The 18,318-nt window shown below is 64.3% G+C and carries 14 protein-coding genes; 4 read left to right on the forward strand and 10 right to left on the reverse strand.

Annotated features, from left to right (window positions below; all coding sequences use genetic code 11):
* Positions 1-25 precede the first annotated feature (25 nt).
* From LK12_RS20785 to rplJ, 3 genes are all read right to left on the reverse strand, one after another.
* The gene (locus LK12_RS20785; RefSeq protein WP_039288522.1) at positions 26-928 is read right to left on the reverse strand and encodes a CHAD domain-containing protein; all 903 of its coding nucleotides are present in this window, start codon (positions 926-928) and stop codon (positions 26-28) included.
* Positions 929-1,087: 159 nt separating this feature from the next.
* Complete coding sequence (gene rplL / locus LK12_RS20790; RefSeq protein WP_039288525.1) at positions 1,088-1,468, reverse strand: 50S ribosomal protein L7/L12; 381 nt, start codon at positions 1,466-1,468, stop codon at positions 1,088-1,090.
* Positions 1,469-1,557: 89 nt separating this feature from the next.
* Positions 1,558-2,073 carry a 50S ribosomal protein L10 gene (gene rplJ, locus LK12_RS20795; RefSeq protein ID WP_039288528.1) on the reverse strand — a complete coding sequence of 172 codons (516 nt, stop codon included), beginning with the start codon at positions 2,071-2,073 and terminating at the stop codon, positions 1,558-1,560.
* A 471-nt stretch (positions 2,074-2,544) separates the two neighbouring features.
* On the opposite strand from rplJ, the gene LK12_RS20800 reads away from it, so the two are divergent.
* Entirely contained in the window at positions 2,545-2,826 is a 282-nt protein-coding gene (locus LK12_RS20800) for a hypothetical protein (RefSeq protein WP_039288531.1), read from the forward strand.
* A gap of 50 nt (positions 2,827-2,876) precedes the next feature.
* Here the strand turns inward: LK12_RS20800 and LK12_RS20805 are convergent, their stop codons facing one another.
* The 4 genes from LK12_RS20805 to LK12_RS20820 all read right to left on the reverse strand — a co-directional run bounded on the left by LK12_RS20805 (position 2,877) and on the right by LK12_RS20820 (position 5,349).
* A complete protein-coding gene (locus LK12_RS20805) occupies positions 2,877-3,128 on the reverse strand; it encodes a helix-turn-helix domain-containing protein (protein ID WP_039288534.1) in 252 nt (83 codons plus the stop codon).
* Entirely contained in the window at positions 3,128-3,673 is a 546-nt protein-coding gene (locus tag LK12_RS20810; RefSeq protein ID WP_039288536.1) for a DUF2975 domain-containing protein, read from the reverse strand. The genes LK12_RS20805 and LK12_RS20810 overlap by 1 nt, the downstream gene beginning before the upstream one ends.
* Before the next feature lie 14 nt (positions 3,674-3,687).
* Positions 3,688-3,870: a hypothetical protein gene (locus LK12_RS20815; protein WP_039288539.1), complete on the reverse strand. Its 183-nt coding sequence runs from the start codon at positions 3,868-3,870 to the stop codon at positions 3,688-3,690.
* Positions 3,871-4,026: 156 nt separating this feature from the next.
* Positions 4,027-5,349, reverse strand: a complete 1,323-nt coding sequence (locus LK12_RS20820) for a hypothetical protein (RefSeq protein WP_052223659.1) — start codon at positions 5,347-5,349, stop codon at positions 4,027-4,029.
* A 317-nt stretch (positions 5,350-5,666) separates the two neighbouring features.
* On the opposite strand from LK12_RS20820, the gene rpoB reads away from it, so the two are divergent.
* Positions 5,667-9,827 carry a DNA-directed RNA polymerase subunit beta gene (gene rpoB / locus LK12_RS20825; protein ID WP_039288542.1) on the forward strand — a complete coding sequence of 1,387 codons (4,161 nt, stop codon included), beginning with the start codon at positions 5,667-5,669 and terminating at the stop codon, positions 9,825-9,827.
* A gap of 74 nt (positions 9,828-9,901) precedes the next feature.
* The gene (gene rpoC / locus LK12_RS20830; RefSeq protein WP_039288545.1) at positions 9,902-14,230 is read left to right on the forward strand and encodes a DNA-directed RNA polymerase subunit beta'; all 4,329 of its coding nucleotides are present in this window, start codon (positions 9,902-9,904) and stop codon (positions 14,228-14,230) included.
* A gap of 420 nt (positions 14,231-14,650) precedes the next feature.
* Here rpoC and LK12_RS20835 read toward each other — a convergent pair whose 3' ends face one another.
* Genes LK12_RS20835 through ispG form a run of 3 tightly spaced genes read right to left on the reverse strand, consistent with a single transcriptional unit; the run spans position 14,651 to position 17,062 of the window.
* Positions 14,651-15,178, reverse strand: a complete 528-nt coding sequence (locus LK12_RS20835) for a retropepsin-like aspartic protease family protein (RefSeq protein WP_039289642.1) — start codon at positions 15,176-15,178, stop codon at positions 14,651-14,653.
* 34 nt (positions 15,179-15,212) lie between these two features.
* Positions 15,213-15,938, reverse strand: a complete 726-nt coding sequence (locus LK12_RS20840) for a hypothetical protein (protein WP_039288548.1) — start codon at positions 15,936-15,938, stop codon at positions 15,213-15,215.
* Positions 15,935-17,062, reverse strand: coding sequence for a flavodoxin-dependent (E)-4-hydroxy-3-methylbut-2-enyl-diphosphate synthase (gene ispG, locus LK12_RS20845; protein ID WP_039288551.1), 1,128 nt, complete (start codon positions 17,060-17,062; stop codon positions 15,935-15,937). Before ispG ends, LK12_RS20840 begins: the two co-directional genes overlap by 4 nt.
* 115 nt (positions 17,063-17,177) lie before the next feature.
* Here ispG and LK12_RS20850 point away from each other — a divergent pair, with 115 nt between their 5' ends.
* The gene (locus LK12_RS20850) at positions 17,178-18,308 is read left to right on the forward strand and encodes a S41 family peptidase (protein ID WP_039288555.1); all 1,131 of its coding nucleotides are present in this window, start codon (positions 17,178-17,180) and stop codon (positions 18,306-18,308) included.
* Positions 18,309-18,318: the final 10 nt, after the last annotated feature.

The following is an 18,318-nucleotide window of genomic DNA, read 5'->3' on the forward strand; positions in this document are numbered from 1 at the left end:
GCTTCAGCCTCCGGACGTGCAGTCATCAGGACGCGCGTTCCGCGCGCCAGATGCACCATAGCGCGCGCCAATGGTCGACCAGGGCGCCGGGCTCCTGGGCGAGCAACCGGCCGACCAGAGGAGCAATCTCGCTTTCCAGCTCGCCGCGCCGTTCCATCGCCACTGTCAGCAAGGCGCCGGCAGGTTCGGCAAGGCCGGAGTCCGCAGGCAGGCGGGCAAGCCGTTCCTCGAATACGCTGATGTCGTGATGCAGCCCTAGCAGGTCGGCGGCGCGGCTGAGTTCGGCCGCGCGCGGCTTCATCATCTCGGGCCAGACCGACTTGAACAGGCGGGCGTGGTACCAGTGGTACTTAATGCGCTTGCGCAGCTCATGAAACTGCACAGGGGCCGGGTCATCGCTCGTCTTGCGCCTCGCCTTGCGCGCCCGTCGCAGGACTTTCCCAAGCCCCGGTCCGAGCGCGGCCCACTCCTCTTCGTCCAGTTGCCACGAAGCGATCCGCTTGCGCGCCTTCTGCAGCCGCGCGCGCGCCTCGTGGAGGTGCGTCTCCGCCGAAGCGCCCTGCTCGACGCAAGCCAGGTCCTGCTCCAAATGCTTTCGTACCGCCGGCGAATCCGCCAGATCGCCGTCCGCCGACACATTGCCGGTCAGTTTGTCGAAGGTATCAATCAGCACCCGTGCATCGCGCCCTCCGGCAAGCAGCCGTGCAATGTCCCGATACTCGGCATTCTCGCTGGAATAGTCGGAAAACGCGGGGCGGACGAGACGAACGAGCGCACGAATCTTCTTGCACGCCTTGCGCACTTCGTGACGCGCCGTGTCGCGATCTTTCGTTTCGATCGCGTGCAGCGCGCCATCGATCTGCTCGCGCGCGATGCGCCGCACTGCACGCTGGACAGAGCCGTCGCTTGCTTTGAACTTATAGGCCATTGTCGCCTCAATTCGTCATCTGCCATTCCGGCAAGTGCACGGGGCGGTTTGTCGCAAACGTGCAACGATCTGCAAAGCTGATTCGCGCACCAAGCAAAAAGGGCGGCCCCGCAGGAGCCGCCCTTTCCGTTTTTCGTCTCGGAAGAACCGAGAAGAAGATTACTTGAGCTCGACGGTGCCGCCGGCTTCCTCGATCTTCTTCTTGATTTCCTCGGCCTCGGCCTTGTTGACGCCTTCCTTGACGGCCTTGGGAGCACCTTCGACGAGGCCCTTGGCTTCAGCGAGGCCCAGGCCGGTGATGGCGCGGACTTCCTTGATGACCTGGATCTTCTTGCCACCGTCGCCGGTGAGGATCACGTCAAATTCGTCCTTCTCTTCAGCGGCGGGCGCGTCGCCACCGGCGCCACCGGCAGGGCCGGCAACGGCAACGGCGGCAGCGGCGGAAACGCCCCATGCCTCTTCGAGGGCCTTGGCGAGGTCAGCCGCCTCGAGGACGGTCAGCTGCGACAGTTCTTCAACAAGCTTGGCGATATCGGCCATTGTACTTCACTCCTGATCTGTGGTCCCGCCGGGGCCTCATGCCGCACGGACGGGATAAATCGTTTCGAATCGTGTTACCGAGCTGAAGCTCAGGCAGCGTCCTTGGCGGCGTAGGCGCCGAAGACACGCGCCAGCTTGGCCGCCGGAGCGGTCGAGAGCTGGGCGATCTTCGTGGCCGGAGCCTGAACGAGACCAATGAGCTTGGCACGCAGTTCGTCGAGCGAGGGCATCGAGGCGAGAGCCTTGACACCGTCTGCATCCAGAACGTTCGTGCCCATTGCGCCGCCGACGATCTCGAGCTTGTCGGTCGTCTTGGCGAAGTCGACAACGGCCTTGGCAGCTGCGACGGGGTCCACCGAAGAGGCGATGGCCGTCGGGCCGGTCAGGAAGTCGCCGATACCGACATAGTCGGTGTCCGCAATGGCAAGCTTGGCAAGACGGTTCTTCGCAACCTTGTAGGACGCGCCGGCTTCACGGATCTTCGTGCGCAGTTCGGTGGACTGGGCCACCGTCATGCCGAGGTTGCGGGTGATGACCACCACGCCGACCTCGTTGAAGACCGCGTTGAGCTGGGCGACCGAATCGGCTTTCTGCGAACGATCCATGCCTTACTCCTTCACATATGACCGATCGGGATTGCCCCGAACGGCCGGCTACGTTTGTCCATGGCGCCAGAAGCACCATGGGCGAGTCCGTTCGATGGGGAAGGAGTATCGCGCCTGAAACGCGATGGTGGCGACACGCTCAAAGGAGCGAGGGCCGGAAGATTTCCTGTTCCCCGTCTAGGCTGCAAATTAAGAGGGAAGCCCTCAGCAGCGGTCTCGGACGGATGATCGGCAGGCTGGGCCCGCCGGTCGGAGCGGGCCATTGGCGCAATTGCCTTCAAGAGTCAAGCAGAGGTTCACCGCGCAACCGCCGTCGGAAAGCCGGTTCTGCGGCCACCGGGCGACAGCCGGAATGGGTCCTCGTGAGACAAAGTACGGGACTCCACGTAATCACGAGCAACCGTTTCTTAACAATCGTACTTCAGCCTGACTCGTGTCATGGGGGCCCAGAACAGCCAGGAGGCAGTTCACATGCGCTCGAACGAATACAGATCCGTTCCCTTCTCCATCGGCGGCGTCGCCCATCCGAAGCCGGCGCGCACGACCATCGAAGCACCGACCTCGGCAAAGCACTTCGGCCCGGAAGACGCCAAGGGCTTCAAGCCGATGTTCTTCGGCCACGACCGTCCCCAAAGCGACGCAGAAGCGCAGTTGCGGCTCGACTGGGAGCAGGCCGCCGCAAGGATGATCGAGAAGGCCTACGCAAAGGATGGCGACAATGAAAAAGGGGCCCTGATCGACCTCACGGTCTGACCAGAGCCCCGACGCACATCGGCCTCGCCCGGGAACCGCCAGTGCACAGTTCAGGTTTGCCTATTGCCCGCTTCGAATTCCAGCAGGTCGCCAGGCTGACAGTCCAGTTCCCGGCAGATCGCCTCCAGCGTCGAAAACCGGATTGCCTTGGCCTTGCCCGTCTTGAGTATGGACAGGTTCGCCAGGGTTATGCCGATACGCTCGGCCAGTTCGGTCAGCGTCATGCGCCGCGCATGCAGCAGGTCGTCAAGTCGCACCACGATCTGGCCTCCTTCCGCGGTATCGGTCTCGTCGGCGGCCATTACACGGTCCCTTCGAGTTCTTCGCGCATTTCAGCGCCCTTGCGGAAGACGCGAGCGAGGATGAAGAGGATGAGCATGAGCAGCAGCCCGTTGCCATCGACGCCACCCGAGTGAATTTCCACGTCCTTGCCGGCGCCTTCGGTGACGTTGTGAATCCAGATGCCAATGGCGCTGACCGGCAGGCTCGTGATCTGAACGGCAAGCGTAAGCCACGCCATCTGCGTGAGCCGCCGCGCATTGACGGGCACGAACGGATCGCCATCGCCGACGGTGTCGACGATCTGCTTGAGCAGCTGGAATATCCTGAACAGCAAGGCCAGCAATACGGCCGCGAACAGGCAGACGGCCGCGATCGCCAGAATGAATTGCGTAAAGCCTAGGCCCGGCGCTTCCTGTGTCAGCTCCGCGATGATCGTCTCGCGCATGAAGAAGACGACCGGTGCGGCAACCACGCAGGCTACCGCCGCCACGGCCATCACGACCATGAGGAACCAGAGAATGCCCTTGGCGATGGCGAGGAGCGGATCGCGGGTGATCGACGTCATGTATCCGCTCCCGCTTACATCAGCGCCGGGACGTAGGCGCCCTGCGCTGCTAGAACGACGATTTCCTGCACGACCGGCGAGGTCGCCCGGGCATGTGCCGGCGCGGACAGGGTGGGCAGCCACAGGCTGGCAGCAAAGACCAAAGCCATGACAGCGGCGACGGGACGATAGGTTGTCCGGGTATCTTGAGTTGTCATTTCACGTTCTCCGATATGCGTCATATCGAAATTCAATAAGGCCGAGCCGACTTATTGTCAAACGATAATATCGAAAAACAATATCTCGCTGATCGTTTCGCGGTAAACAGCGCGGAGCGGGGTGCATTGGCGCTTGTCCGGCGGTCCCGCAGTCACTCAGGAAATCCGCATGGCGCGCCTGCCGATCTCCCGGGCCTCCCACAGCTTGAGGAACACGGTGAAGGTATGCAGGCAGTTCCGCGCCGGTTCCACGGCAAGCACCGCCGGATCGCGGGGTCCGCTCGCCTCGAATATCCCCGGCAGGCGAAATTCGATGATCTCGGGAAAAGCCAGTACCCGGGCGACGCCCATGGCCGCTACGTGCACCATGAGATGCTCCTCGAGTTCGCGCGCGGTGATCGCCGGTCCGCCGCCGGAACGGTATTCCTCGACGAACAGGCCGAGCAGGTCGTCGAGGTGCTTGTCCCAGACATCGTGGTGGGCGGCGGATAGACCGCCCCACAGCGCCGCGCCGAAAGTGATCTGGCCTGCCCGCCCCCAATCGATCAGGCCGCAATGCAGGCCTTCCGTCTGCCGCCAGAAAAAGGCGTTGTCGATGTGCGCGTTCCAGTGGTTCAGGGCAATCATGCGGGGATCGCCCGTCAGGAAAGCCTGGATCGCGCTTTCGTTTTCGCGCACCTGCAAGACTTCGCGATGAAAGCGCGCCAGGAAGTCGGCCGAACGCACTCCGGCAGGAAAATGCTGCGGCGCGCGCTCGACGAAAGCTCTCGACTGGGCCAGTTGCACGTCCAGTGTCTCCGCATCCTGCCGGATCGGATCCGCGCTGCCGGTTGCGGGATGCCAGGGAAAGAGCATCTCCACTTCGGACGAAAGCTGCCCCGCCTTGTGCGCCGCAGCCATCCTCGCGAGTGCGGTAACTATGGCCTGGTAGTAAGGCAGCGGATCACCCATCGTGGCGAAATCGAGCGTCTTGGGGCGATGGGACTCGACATGCCGGCCGCCGGCCTCTTCTCCGAAGGCAATCCTTTCGGTGATCACGATGCCGGTGCCGGTCGCCTCGTCGTAGTCGGCGAAGTAGGGCTCGGCCGTCGCGATCGGGAAACCCGGTTGCCGCGCCAGGGCCATGAACGGCGCTTCGCTGGCCATTTCATAGCGCCCGGGATGATCGCGGCGCCGGTCGGTAAAATCGCGGGAGAACTTCACGAATAGCGCCGTGCGCAGGGCGGGGTCCGGTCGGGCATATTCGATATCGAGCAGAAACTTCGCCCCGGTGCTGCCGCCGGGACACTTTTCGAGCCGGACGATGCGCTCCACTGCATTATCGGCAGGCAGAGACCCGAAACGCCGGAATGCAGCGGTCAGCCATGGCGCGCCGTCTTCCATCAGCGCATCCCCGTGCGCGGGCAGCACGATGCCCGTGGCATCGCCCGGCGCGCGATCCAGTTCGACGGGTTCGGGGAGAGGCTGCGGATTGCTCATCACACCTTCATATGCCGCGCGCTGCGTGTTTGACACGTCGCCGGTGCGATCCTATATGCCGGGTTCGCTCGGCGCTTCGAGCAAGGCGGGTCCATGCGCGGGGACACGCCCGGGAAGGAAGCGATCCGGGTTTCCATCTGACGCCAGGCTGCAGGCTGCAACGACGCCCTTTCGAGGGTTTCCTTGCACGCCGAGCGGCCTTTTGGCGTTTCCGGTGGACCGCTAGAATGCGGAAAAACGTCCTCGCAAGACGAAAAATTTTCGGGCCCTTCACTGCGAATCGGCCCTCCTAGAGAAGCGAAGAGGCAAAGACCCACATGGCGACCAAGCCCCTCGATACGACCGGACGCTCCGTCAAGAAGCGCATCCGCAAGATCTTCGGCGACATCCACGAAGTCGTCCAGATGCCCAACCTCATCGAAGTCCAGCGCGAGAGCTACGAGCAGTTCCTGCGCTCCGATCCTTCGGTGGGCTACGTTTCGGGCCTGGAAAAGACGCTGCGTTCGGTGTTCCCGATCCGCGACTTCGCCGGCACCAGCGAGCTGGACTTCGTCCACTACGAGCTGGAAGAGCCGAAGTACGACGTGACCGAGTGCCGCCAGCGGGGCATCACCTATGCCGCGCCGATGAAGGTGACGCTGCGCCTGATCGTGTTCGAGGTCGATGCCGAGACCGAGACCCGCTCCGTCCTCGATATCAAGGAGCAGGACGTCTACATGGGCGACATGCCGCTCATGACCGAGAACGGCACCTTCTTCATCAACGGCACCGAGCGCGTGATCGTGTCGCAGATGCACCGTTCGCCGGGCGTGCTGTTCGACCACGACCGCGGCAAGACGCACTCCTCGGGCAAGTTCCTCTTCGCGGCCCGCGTGATCCCGTACCGCGGTTCCTGGCTCGACTTCGAGTTCGACGCCAAGGACATCGTCAACGTGCGTATCGACCGCAAGCGCAAGCTGCCGGTCACCTCGCTGCTCTATGCCCTCGGCCTCGATAGCGAGCAGATCCTCGACTATTTCTACGAGACCGTGACCTGGAAGCGCGGCGAAGGCGGCTGGCGCCTGCCCTACACGCCCGAAGCGTGGCGTGGCCTGAAGCCGGCCTTCGACATCGTCGACGCCAAGTCGGGCGAAGTCGTGTTCGGCGCCGGTCACAAGATCAGCCCGCGCGCGGCCAACAAGGCGCAGAAGGACGGTCTCGAGGAACTCCTCATCCCGACCGAGGAAATCTTCGGCCGCTACGTCGCCGAGGACATGATCGACGAGTCGACCGGCCGCATATACATCGAGGCCGGCGACGAAGTGACGCCGGAAAACCTCGAAGCGCTCGACGCTGCCGGCATCGACCAGCTCAACCTGCTCGACATCGACGACGTCAACACCGGCCCGTGGATGCGCAACACCATGAAGGCCGACAAGGCCGAAAACCGCGACATGGGTCTGGAGGCGATCTACAAGGTCATGCGTCCGGGCGAGCCGCCGACGAAGGAAACCGCCGAAGCCCTGTTCGAAGGCCTGTTCTTCGATTCCGACCGCTACGACCTGTCCGCCGTCGGCCGCGTGAAGCTGAACATGCGTCTCAGCCTCGATGCCGAGGACACCGTCACCACCTTGCGCACCGAGGACATCCTCGCCGTGGTCAAGGAGCTGGTGAACCTCAAGGACGGCAAGGGCGAAATCGACGATATCGACAACCTCGGTAACCGTCGTGTCCGCTCGGTGGGCGAGCTGCTGGAAAACCAGTATCGCGTCGGCCTGCTGCGCATGGAACGTGCGGTCAAGGAGCGCATGAGCTCGGTCGACGTCTCGACGGTGATGCCGAACGACCTCATCAACGCCAAGCCCGCCGTGGCCGCGGTTCGCGAGTTCTTCGGCTCCAGCCAGCTCTCGCAGTTCATGGACCAGACCAACCCGCTCTCGGAAGTCACCCACAAGCGCCGCGTTTCGGCGCTTGGCCCGGGCGGCCTCACCCGTGAGCGCGCCGGCTTCGAAGTCCGCGACGTTCACCCGACGCACTATGGCCGCATCTGCCCGATCGAGACGCCGGAAGGCCCGAACATCGGTCTGATCAACTCGCTCTCGACCTTCGCCCGCGTCAACAAGTACGGCTTCATCGAGACGCCGTATCGGCGCGTCGTGGAGGGCAAGGTGACCGGCGAGGTCGTGTACCTCTCGGCCATGGAAGAGCAGAAGCACACCGTTGCGCAGGCCTCGGCCGAGCTCGACGGTGACGGCAAGTTCGTCGAGGACCTCATCTCCGCCCGCCAGAACGGCGAATTCGTGATGAGCCCGTCGGACCAGATCACGCTGATGGACGTTTCGCCCAAGCAGCTCGTCTCGGTCGCCGCCTCGCTCATTCCGTTCCTAGAAAACGACGACGCCAACCGCGCGCTCATGGGTTCGAACATGCAGCGTCAGGCCGTGCCGCTCGTGAAGGCGGACGCTCCGTTCGTCGGCACCGGCATGGAAGAGACCGTGGCCCGCGATTCGGGCGCGGCGATTTCCGCGCTGCGCGGCGGTATCGTCGATCAGGTCGATGCCACCCGTATCGTCATCCGCGCCAGCGGAGACATCGAGCCGGGCAAGTCGGGCGTCGACATCTACCGCCTGCAGAAGTTCGAGCGTTCGAACCAGTCGACCTGCATCAACCAGCGCCCGCTGGTGAAGGTCGGCGACTGGGTGAAGGCCGGCGACACCATTGCTGACGGTCCTTCGACCGAGCTGGGCGAACTGGCGCTGGGCCGCAACACCCTCGTCGCGTTCATGCCCTGGAACGGCTACAACTACGAGGACTCCATCCTCATCTCCGAGCGGATCGTGAAGGACGACGTCTTCACCTCGATCCACATCGACGAGTTCGAGGTCATGGCCCGCGACACCAAGCTGGGTCCGGAAGACATCACCCGCGACATCCCCAACGTCGGCGAGGAAGCCCTGCGCAACCTCGACGAGGCGGGCATCGTCTACATCGGCGCGGAAGTGCACCCGGGTGACATCCTCGTCGGCAAGATCACGCCGAAGGGCGAAAGCCCGATGACGCCGGAAGAAAAGCTCCTGCGCGCCATCTTCGGCGAGAAGGCCAGCGACGTGCGCGACACCTCGCTGCGCCTGCCCCCGGGCGTTGCCGGCACCATCGTCGACGTGCGCGTGTTCAACCGCCACGGCATCGAGATCGACGACCGTACCCGCGCGATCCAGAACGAGGAAATCGAACGCCTCGCCAAGGACCGCGAGGACGAGCGCGCCATTCTCAACCGTGCGACCTACAACCGCCTGCAGGAAATGCTGGTCGGCCAGGTCGCCGCTTCGGCGCCCAAGGGCGTGAAGAAGGGTGGCGAGATCACCGACGAGGTTCTCGCCGAAGTCGAGAAGCACGAGTGGTGGAAGTTCGCCGTCGCGGACGACCACATGCAGTCGCAGCTCGAAGCGGTGAAGGCGCAGTACGACGAGACCGTCAAGGCGATCCAGGAGAAGTTCGAGGACCGCAAGGAGAAGCTGGAGCGCGGCGACGAGCTGGCCCCCGGCGTGCTCAAGATGGTCAAGGTCTTCGTGGCCGTGAAGCGCAAGCTGCAGCCGGGCGACAAGATGGCCGGCCGTCACGGCAACAAGGGCGTCATCTCGCGCATCCTGCCGCAGGAAGACATGCCGTTCCTCGAGGACGGCACGCCTGTCGACATCGTGCTGAACCCGCTGGGCGTGCCTTCGCGCATGAACGTCGGGCAGATCTTCGAGACCCACCTCGGCTGGGCCGCACGCGGCCTGGGCGAACAGGTCAAATCGGCTCTGGAAGACTGGCGCCATGCCAATCCGGATCCCGAGACGGCCGCCCCGCCCGAAGCGGTGCGTGAACGTCTCAAGACGATCTACGGCGCGCACTATGCCGACGACATCGACAGCCGCGACACCGCCTCGCTGCTCGAACTCGCCGGCAATGTCACCAAGGGCGTCCCGATGGGCACTCCGGTGTTCGACGGCGCGGTGGAAGCCGACGTCGCGGACATGCTGGAACTGGCCGGTCTCGACAAGTCGGGTCAGTCGGTCCTGTTCGACGGCCGCACCGGCGAGCCTTTCGACCGCAAGGTGACCGTGGGCATCATCTACATGCTGAAGCTGCACCACCTCGTCGACGACAAGATCCACGCCCGTTCGATCGGCCCCTACTCGCTCGTCACCCAGCAGCCGCTGGGCGGTAAGGCGCAGTTCGGCGGCCAGCGCTTCGGTGAGATGGAGGTCTGGGCGCTCCAGGCCTACGGCGCGGCGTACACCTTGCAGGAAATGCTGACGGTGAAGTCCGACGACGTGGTCGGCCGCACCAAGGTCTACGAGGCGATCGTCAAGGGCGACGACACTTTCGAGGCCGGCATTCCGGAGAGCTTCAACGTTCTCGTCAAGGAAATGCGCTCGCTGGGTCTCAACGTCGAGCTCAAGAGCCTCGACGACGAGGATGGCGACGACCTGCTGCCGGAGGCTGCGGAATAACAAGGCCGGGCGGGGCCCTGCGCTCCGCCCGCCTCCTCCGCCTCGAGAATTTACCCCTCACAGGGAACTGAACCATGAACGACCTGACCAAGTTCACCAACCAGATGGCGAAGCCCGAGACCTTCGATCAGATCCAGATCGGCCTCGCTTCCCCCGAGCGTATCCGCTCCTGGTCCTTCGGCGAGATCAAGAAGCCGGAAACCATCAACTACCGCACGTTCAAGCCCGAACGTGACGGCCTGTTCTGCGCGCGCATCTTCGGCCCGGTGAAGGACTACGAGTGCCTTTGCGGCAAGTACAAGCGCATGAAGTACAAGGGCGTCGTCTGCGAGAAGTGCGGCGTCGAAGTCACCGTCACCAAGGTGCGCCGCGAGCGCATGGGCCACATCGAGCTGGCCGCGCCGGTCGCGCACATCTGGTTCCTCAAGTCGCTGCCCTCGCGCATCGGCCTGCTGCTCGACATGCAGCTCAAGCAACTTGAGCGCGTGCTGTACTTCGAGAGCTACATCGTCATCGAGCCGGGCCTGACCCCGTTGGAAAAGTACCAGCTTCTCACCGAGGACGAACTGCTCGACGCACAGGACGAGTACGGCGAAGACGCCTTTTCGGCCGGAATCGGCGCCGAGGCGGTCAAGCAGATGCTCATGCAGCTCGACCTCGAGCAGGAACGCGCCGACCTTCTGCAAGAGCTCGAGACCACCAAGTCCGAACTCAAGCCCAAGAAGATCATCAAGCGCCTCAAGGTCGTCGAGAGTTTCATCGAATCGGGTAACCGTCCCGAGTGGATGATCCTCGAGGTCGTGCCCGTCATTCCGCCCGAACTGCGCCCGCTGGTGCCTCTGGACGGCGGCCGCTTCGCGACGTCGGACCTCAACGACCTGTATCGCCGCGTCATCAACCGCAACAACCGCCTCAAGCGCCTGATCGAGCTGCGTGCGCCGGACATCATCGTCCGCAACGAAAAGCGCATGCTGCAGGAAGCCGTCGACGCGCTGTTCGACAACGGCCGCCGCGGCCGCGTCATCACCGGCGCCAACAAGCGTCCGCTGAAGTCGCTGTCCGACATGCTCAAGGGCAAGCAGGGCCGCTTCCGCCAGAACCTGCTGGGCAAGCGCGTCGACTATTCGGGCCGCTCGGTCATCGTGACCGGTCCGGAACTCAAGCTGCACCAGTGCGGCCTGCCCAAGAAGATGGCGCTCGAGCTGTTCAAGCCGTTCATCTACGCCCGCCTCGACGCCAAGGGTCTCTCGATGACCCTCAAGCAGGCCAAGAAGTGGGTCGAGAAGGAACGCAAGGAAGTCTGGGACATCCTCGACGAGGTGATCCGCGAGCACCCGGTCCTGCTGAACCGCGCGCCGACGCTTCACCGCCTCGGCATCCAGGCGTTCGAGCCGGTGCTGATCGAGGGCAAGGCGATCCAGCTGCACCCGCTCGTCTGCTCGGCCTTCAACGCCGACTTCGACGGTGACCAGATGGCCGTCCACGTGCCGCTTTCGCTGGAAGCCCAGCTCGAAGCGCGCGTGCTGATGATGTCGACCAACAACATCCTCTCGCCCGCAAACGGCAAGCCGATCATCGTGCCGTCGCAGGACATGGTTCTCGGCCTCTACTACCTGTCGATGGAACGCCAGGAACAGACGCCGGAGTTCATCGAGGACGAAAGCGGCGAGAAGATCGAGAAGCTGCCGCGCTTTGCCGACATGGCCGAGGTCCACCAGGCCCTCGAGACCAAGACGGTGACGCTGCACAGCAAGATCATCACCCGCGTTCCGCAGACCGACGAGGAGGGCAACGAATACCTCCGGCGCGTCGTGACCACGCCGGGCCGCATGCTGATCGGCGAATGCCTGCCGAAGAGCCACACCGTGCCCTTCGACGTGATCAACCGCCTTCTGACCAAGAAGGAAATCGGCGACGTCATCGACCAAGTCTACCGCCACACCGGCCAGAAGGACACGGTGCTGTTCGCCGATGCCATCATGAGCCTCGGCTTCCGCCACGCGTTCAAGGCCGGCATCTCCTTCGGCAAGGATGACATGATCATTCCGGACTCGAAGGAAGCCCTGGTCGGCGAGACCAAGGAACTGGTTGCCGACTACGAGCAGCAGTACCAGGACGGCCTGATCACCCAGCAGGAGAAGTACAACAAGGTGATCGACGCCTGGAGCCGCTGCGGCGACCAGGTGGCGAACGCCATGATGGACGAGATCAAGGCCCAGCCGATCGATCCCGAGACCGGCCGCGAAGCGCAGATCAACTCGATCTACATGATGAGCCACTCCGGCGCCCGTGGTAGCCCGGCCCAGATGAAGCAGCTGGCTGGCATGCGCGGCCTGATGGCCAAGCCGTCGGGCGAGATCATCGAAACGCCGATCATCTCGAACTTCAAGGAAGGCCTCACCGTTCTCGAGTACTTCAACTCGACCCACGGCGCCCGCAAGGGTCTGGCCGACACCGCACTCAAGACGGCGAACTCGGGCTACCTGACCCGCCGTCTGGTCGACGTGTCGCAGGACTGTGTGGTCGTCGTCGAGGACTGCGGCACCGAGCGGGCGCTGGAAATGCGCGCGATCGTGCAGGGCGGTTCGGTCATCGCCTCGCTTGCCGAGCGCATCCTGGGCCGTACCCTCGCCGAGGACATCGCCGACAAGGACGGCACCGTGGTCGTGCCCAACGGCTCGCTGCTCGACGAACCCTCGGTCAAGAAGATCGAGGAAGCCGGCGTGCAGTCGGCCCGCATCCGCTCGCCGCTGGTCTGCGAGGCGGAGCAGGGCGTTTGCGCGAAGTGCTACGGCCGTGACCTTGCACGCGGTACGCCGGTCAACATCGGCGAGGCCGTGGGCGTCATCGCCGCGCAGTCGATCGGTGAACCGGGCACGCAGCTCACCATGCGTACCTTCCACATCGGCGGCGCCGCGCAGCTCAACGAAACCAGCCACCTGGAATCGATCTGCGACGGTACCGTGCAGTATCGCGACATCCCGACGATCGTCGACAAGCGCGGCCGTCGTCTCTCGCTGGCCCGCACCGGCGAGATCGTGATCATCGACACCGAAGGCCGCGAGCGCGCCATGCACCGCGTGCCCTACGGCACCGTGCTGCTCCACACCGACGGGGCGGAGGTGAAGGAAGGCGAACGTCTGGCCGAGTGGGACCCGTTCACCCTGCCGATCATCACCGAAACCTCGGGTGTGGTGAAGTATCAGGACCTGATCGACGGTCGCACGCTGACCGAACAGGCCGACGAAGCGACCGGCATGACCAGCCGCGTCGTGACCGAGGACCGTTCGTCCAGCCGCTCCAAGAAGAAGGAAGACCTGCGTCCGCGCCTGACCCTGCTCGACGATCAGTCGGGCGAGGCCGCGCGCTACATGCTGGCGCCGGGCACGACCCTCTCGGTGGAAGACGGCCAGACCGTCGAGGCCGGCGACATTCTCGCCCGTGCTTCGCGCGAAGCCGCCAAGACCCGCGACATCACCGGCGGTCTGCCGCGTGTTGCCGAGCTGTTCGAGGCCCGCAAGCCGAAGGACAACTCGATCATTGCCAAGGTCTCGGGCCGCATCGAGTTCGTTCGCGACTACAAGGCCAAGCGCAAGATCGCGATCATTCCGGAAGAGGGCGATCCGGTCGAGTACCTGATCCCCAAGAGCCGCGTGATCGACGTGCAGGAAGGCGACTTCGTCAAGAAGGGCGACAACCTGATCTCGGGCTCGCCCGATCCGCACGACATTCTCGAGGTCCTCGGCGTCGAGGCGCTCGCGGAATACCTCGTGGCGGAAATCCAGGAAGTCTACCGCTTGCAGGGTGTTAAGATCAACGACAAGCACATCGAGGTGATCGTTCGCCAGATGCTGCAGAAGGTCGAGATCACCGACGGCGGCGACACCACGCTGCTGGCCGGCGAGCAGGTCGATTACGAGGAAATGAACGAGTACAACAGCAAGCTGAAGGCGGGGCAGAAGCCCGCCGAAGGCAAGCCGGTGCTGCTCGGCATCACCAAGGCCTCGCTGCAGACCCGTTCGTTCATTTCGGCAGCCTCGTTCCAGGAGACCACCCGCGTGCTCACGCAGGCGGCGGTCGAAGGCAAGCGGGACTCGCTGATCGGCCTGAAGGAAAACGTCATTGTCGGCCGCCTGATCCCGGCGGGCACCGGTGCGGGCATGAACCGCGTCCGGGTTGCCGCTTCCAGCCGCGACGCCGCGCTGCGCGCGTCCTATCGCAAGATGCAGGAAGCGCTCATCGCGGCCGACACGGCCGAGCAGGAGCACGAAGCCGAGCTGCATCGTGACCCGCTCGACGATCTGGGCGACGATCCGCTGGCGGCAGTCGAGGGTGAAACCCACGGCACCGATGCCGATGCCGGCGAATACCTGAACAAGGGCGAGGGAGAAGGCGAGGCCTGAGCCTCCCTTTCTTCCGCCTGACAGGCATACGAGACCCCGCCGGTGCGAACCGGCGGGGTTTTCCGTTTCCGCGTTTGCAATCGTTCTAGCTCGCCAGCCAGATCACCTCGCCGCACCGACTAGACAACTTGGCGACTCGAATGTCCGCCGGTTGATGGTCGCCGACCCTGCGCCGGGGCGAGCTGAAGAGGAAACGTCGCAACGGGATCGACAAACGACATTTGCCACCCGACCGACGGCATGGCGTTGCCGCAGTGGCGGCGCTAGATGAGCGCACCCCCCGCTCCCGCAAGGCTTAGGTCAGATGTTTGCCCCGGTATCGAAAGTGACGCACGCTGCGATGGCTTCGGTCATCGGCATGACCGCTTTCGCCATCTGGACCAGCCTTGCGGGACTTTCCGGCAATATGGCCTGAATCTCTCACGGCTCGCCGCCCAGGATCATGCGATCGCCTTCGATCCGCACGCCCTTCAGCTCGGCGAGAAACGACTGGCCCAGCAGGGAGACGTCGAGCCCCTCGGGAATGATCGCGGCGGGAACATCGTGGGCCGCGAAGTCTTCCAACTCGACCCGTTGCAGCCTGACCGGCACGCCATAGACCGTCCCGCTGGCCCCCCGGCCGACCGGGACCAGATCGGATTCGTTCCAGACCAGCCCGATTGCCTGCGCGTCCGAGCCCGTCAGTGCAACGACACTGGCTCCGGTATCGACCAGAAAATGCGTCGAACGCGCATCGACGTCGGCATCCGCGTAGAAATGCCCGTCTTGTGCTCGCTCTAGCACGGTGCCGCCACTCAGCCAGGCTTCGCGGCTGGTCGGGTCGGCTGCAGTTGGCAAGGCTTCCGGCTTGCCGGCGGATTGGTGCTGGCCACGGCCCGAAAGGCCGGGCGCAATCCAGCCGACGAGGGCTACTGTCGCGAAAAGAAGAATGACGGGACCGGCGCGCATGTGGGCACGATAGCGCACAAAGGATTATGGCCGGTTAAGGCGTTTCCGCAGCCGGACCGCCCAACCTGTAGCCATGGTGCATCGCCGTGCCCGCCAGCGTCGCCATCAAGCCGACGACGAGCGCATCCCACGCCATCAGCGACCAGACCAGCGAGTCCGGCCGGCCCAGTGCAGCCATATGGTTCCAGTTGTGCACGGCCTGCAACAGAACCCAGCCCGGCCCAAAATGAACCGCGATGCGCAGGGCCTGGCCCCAACCTCGGCTGTAGACTTGCGCCAGTCCGGTCTGCCGGTCGCCGACCAGACCGCCGATCATCAGGACGAGGCCGGGCAGACTGGCAACCGTCAGTACCGCGGCCACCAGCGTCGCCGCTTGCGGCGAAATCCCGGCAGTCAACATGCCGGGCAGCGACGCCACGATCTGGATCGCAAAGCCGACAAGCACCTGGCGCCAGCCGATCGCGGCAAAGCTCCACAAGCGCGTTCCTCGCTCCCGATTGGCCCAGACCAGGGCTGCCATGACAACGCAAATGATCAGGCCGGCAACCTTGATCGCGGCCGATGCCATGCGCTGCGGATCGACCGCCAACGCCCGAAATGCGTCGCCATTCTCGAACATGCCGATGCGCACTTCGACAACGTGCTGCGCGAATTCGGGAAGGATCGCGATCAGCGGCACGATCGGCGCAAGGCGCCAGAGCAGGAAGCTATCGCGTTGCGTGGCCAGGAAAGCCGCGAATTCGCGTTTGACTACGCTCACTCAGCGGCGACCGCCTGGGCCTGTTCCGCCGCTTCGATCTCGGCCGCCTTGGCTTCGACCAGAGACACGATGTGGTCGAGCATGTCGTCGCTCTGTACGTGATGATCGGTCACACCCGAAAGATAGACCATGTGCTTGCCATTGCCGCCGCCGGTGATGCCGATGTCGGTTTCGCGCGCCTCTCCCGGACCGTTCACGACGCAACCGAGGACAGAGAGCGACAGCGGCGTCTTGATATGCTGCAGGCGCGCCTCCAGCGCCTCGACCGTGCGGATCACGTCGAAGCCCTGCCGTGCGCAGGAAGGACACGAGACCACGCGAACGCCGCGCGTGCGCAGCCCCAGAGCCTTGAGGATCTCGAAGCCGACACGCACTTCCTCTTCGGGCTCAGCCGACAGCGAGACGCGCAAGGTGTCGCCGATTCCCGCCCAGAGCATGTTGCCGATGCCGATCGCCGATTTCACCGTACCACCGATCAGCCCGCCGGCCTCGGTAATGCCGAGATGCAGCGGACAGTCCACCGCATCGGCAAGGCCCTGATAGGCCGCCACGGCGAGGAAAACGTCGCTGGCCTTCACGGCCACCTTGTAGTCGTGGAAATCATGGTCCTGCAGCAGCTTGATATGATCGAGCGCCGATTCCACCAGCGCTTCGGGGCAGGGCTCGCCGTACTTTTCGAGCAGGTCGCGCTCGAGGCTGCCGGCATTCACGCCGATGCGGATGGCGCAACCGTTGGCCTTGGCGGCGCGCACCACTTCCGCCACGCGTGCGTCCGAGCCGATATTGCCGGGATTGATGCGCAGGCAAGCCGCGCCGGCATCGGCAGCTTCGAGCGCGCGCTTGTAGTGGAAATGGATGTCCGCGATCAGCGGCACTTGCGCGGCCCTTGCAATCTCGCGGAAGGCTGTCGTGCTTTCCACGTCCGGGCAGGACACGCGGATGAGATCGGCGCCGGCATCCTCGCAGCGGCGGATCTGGTCGATCGTCGCCTTCGCGTCGGACGTGGGGGTGTTGGTCATGGTCTGCACCGTAATCGGGGCATCGCCGCCGACGGGCACGCTGCCGACCATGATCTGGCGGCTCTTGCGGCGCTCGATATCGCGCCAGGGGCGTACTGAAGACATGAGAGCCCTATAGGCGCTCGGCGTGAGGGTTTGAAGCCGGTTCCAATCGACCAATGCAATTCGCTGCTCTGCCAGCGCATTTTTCATCGCGGCCGACCGGAGTTAGAGCGGTGCCATGACGCAAAAACAACGCAAGAAGCCCATGTTCAAGATCGCTTCGCTATCGATCGCCGCAGTTCTTGCTGCCGCAACAGCCCTCGTTGCGCTGCCGCTGCAAGCGGCGGATCACACCTCCGCCTGCAACAGCGTGGAATCCGAATCGGCCGACGCCGCCGCCTGCACGTTCGCCGGCATGCTCGAACGCATGTACACCTTCCCCGAACTTGGCGCCCGCTATGCAGCGGCGCTGCGCGAAGGCGTGGCCCAGGGCCACTATTCGGGTTCGGGCAAGCAGGAAGTCGCAAGCGCCATGTCGCGCGATCTGCAGGCCGTGTCCGTCGACAATCACCTGCGAGTCATCGCCCCGTCGCAAGCGGCCGCTCCCGCGAAAGCAGAGTCCGCCGCGCCGGCGAAGCCCGAGTTTCCGATCATCGAGCAGCCCGGTTGGATCGCTCCCGGCATCGCCTACATGCGCATCAACGAGTTTCCGGACGATCCGGCCGTGACCCGGCAGGTTGCCGCGTTCATGACCGCCCATGCCGACGCCAATGCCCTGATCTTCGACCTGCGTACCCACCACGGCGGTGGCCTCGACCAGATCGACGCCATTCTCCCCTGGCTCTATTCCAGGCCTACCCGGCTGCTGACCATGGTGACCAGCCAGGCGACCGAGAAGGAATTCGGTTCGCCGGTCGAAGGTGTGGCTTCGCTGCGCACGATACCCGACGAGCGGATGGCCATTCGCGAACATTGGGTGACGCCCAACGACCGGACATCGCTCCGCAAAGCCAGGGTCTACCTGTTGACCGGACCGCGCACCGCATCGGCGGCCGAGCATTTCGCACTGGCTCTGAAACGGACCCACCGCGCCACCCTGGTCGGGCAGTCGACGCGAGGGGCGAACCATTTCGGCGGGCAGGTCGACCTGCCTGGCGGTTTCACCGCGTTTCTTCCTGTCGGCAGGACTTACGACCCGGAAACCGGCCTCGACTGGGAAGGCGACGGCATAGCGCCCGACGTCGCGGTTTCGACGGAAGAGGCCCTGGAATGGGTGCTGACCGACATGGGCCTGTCGTCCGCCGACGCAGAAGCGCTGTCGGCGAGCCATGAACCTACCCTGCCGATGGGTCCGCGTCCGCCCGCCTGATCTTTCCTGC

This window comes from Novosphingobium malaysiense (assembly GCF_000802225.1).
Classification (GTDB): domain Bacteria; phylum Pseudomonadota; class Alphaproteobacteria; order Sphingomonadales; family Sphingomonadaceae; genus Novosphingobium; species Novosphingobium malaysiense.

Coding starts and splice junctions, on each gene's coding strand:
- rpoC (WP_039288545.1), top strand. CDS start 9,902: ATGAACGACCTGACCAAGTTCACCAACCAGATGGCGAAGCCCGAGACC.
- LK12_RS20815 (WP_039288539.1), bottom strand. CDS start 3,870: ATGACAACTCAAGATACCCGGACAACCTATCGTCCCGTCGCCGCTGTC.
- LK12_RS20805 (WP_039288534.1), bottom strand. CDS start 3,128: ATGGCCGCCGACGAGACCGATACCGCGGAAGGAGGCCAGATCGTGGTG.
- LK12_RS20785 (WP_039288522.1), bottom strand. CDS start 928: ATGGCCTATAAGTTCAAAGCAAGCGACGGCTCTGTCCAGCGTGCAGTG.
- rpoB (WP_039288542.1), top strand. CDS start 5,667: ATGGCGACCAAGCCCCTCGATACGACCGGACGCTCCGTCAAGAAGCGC.
- rplL (WP_039288525.1), bottom strand. CDS start 1,468: ATGGCCGATATCGCCAAGCTTGTTGAAGAACTGTCGCAGCTGACCGTC.
- LK12_RS20800 (WP_039288531.1), top strand. CDS start 2,545: ATGCGCTCGAACGAATACAGATCCGTTCCCTTCTCCATCGGCGGCGTC.
- ispG (WP_039288551.1), bottom strand. CDS start 17,062: ATGTCTTCAGTACGCCCCTGGCGCGATATCGAGCGCCGCAAGAGCCGC.
- LK12_RS20835 (WP_039289642.1), bottom strand. CDS start 15,178: ATGCGCGCCGGTCCCGTCATTCTTCTTTTCGCGACAGTAGCCCTCGTC.
- LK12_RS20810 (WP_039288536.1), bottom strand. CDS start 3,673: ATGACGTCGATCACCCGCGATCCGCTCCTCGCCATCGCCAAGGGCATT.
- LK12_RS20850 (WP_039288555.1), top strand. CDS start 17,178: ATGACGCAAAAACAACGCAAGAAGCCCATGTTCAAGATCGCTTCGCTA.
- rplJ (WP_039288528.1), bottom strand. CDS start 2,073: ATGGATCGTTCGCAGAAAGCCGATTCGGTCGCCCAGCTCAACGCGGTC.
- LK12_RS20820 (WP_052223659.1), bottom strand. CDS start 5,349: ATGAGCAATCCGCAGCCTCTCCCCGAACCCGTCGAACTGGATCGCGCG.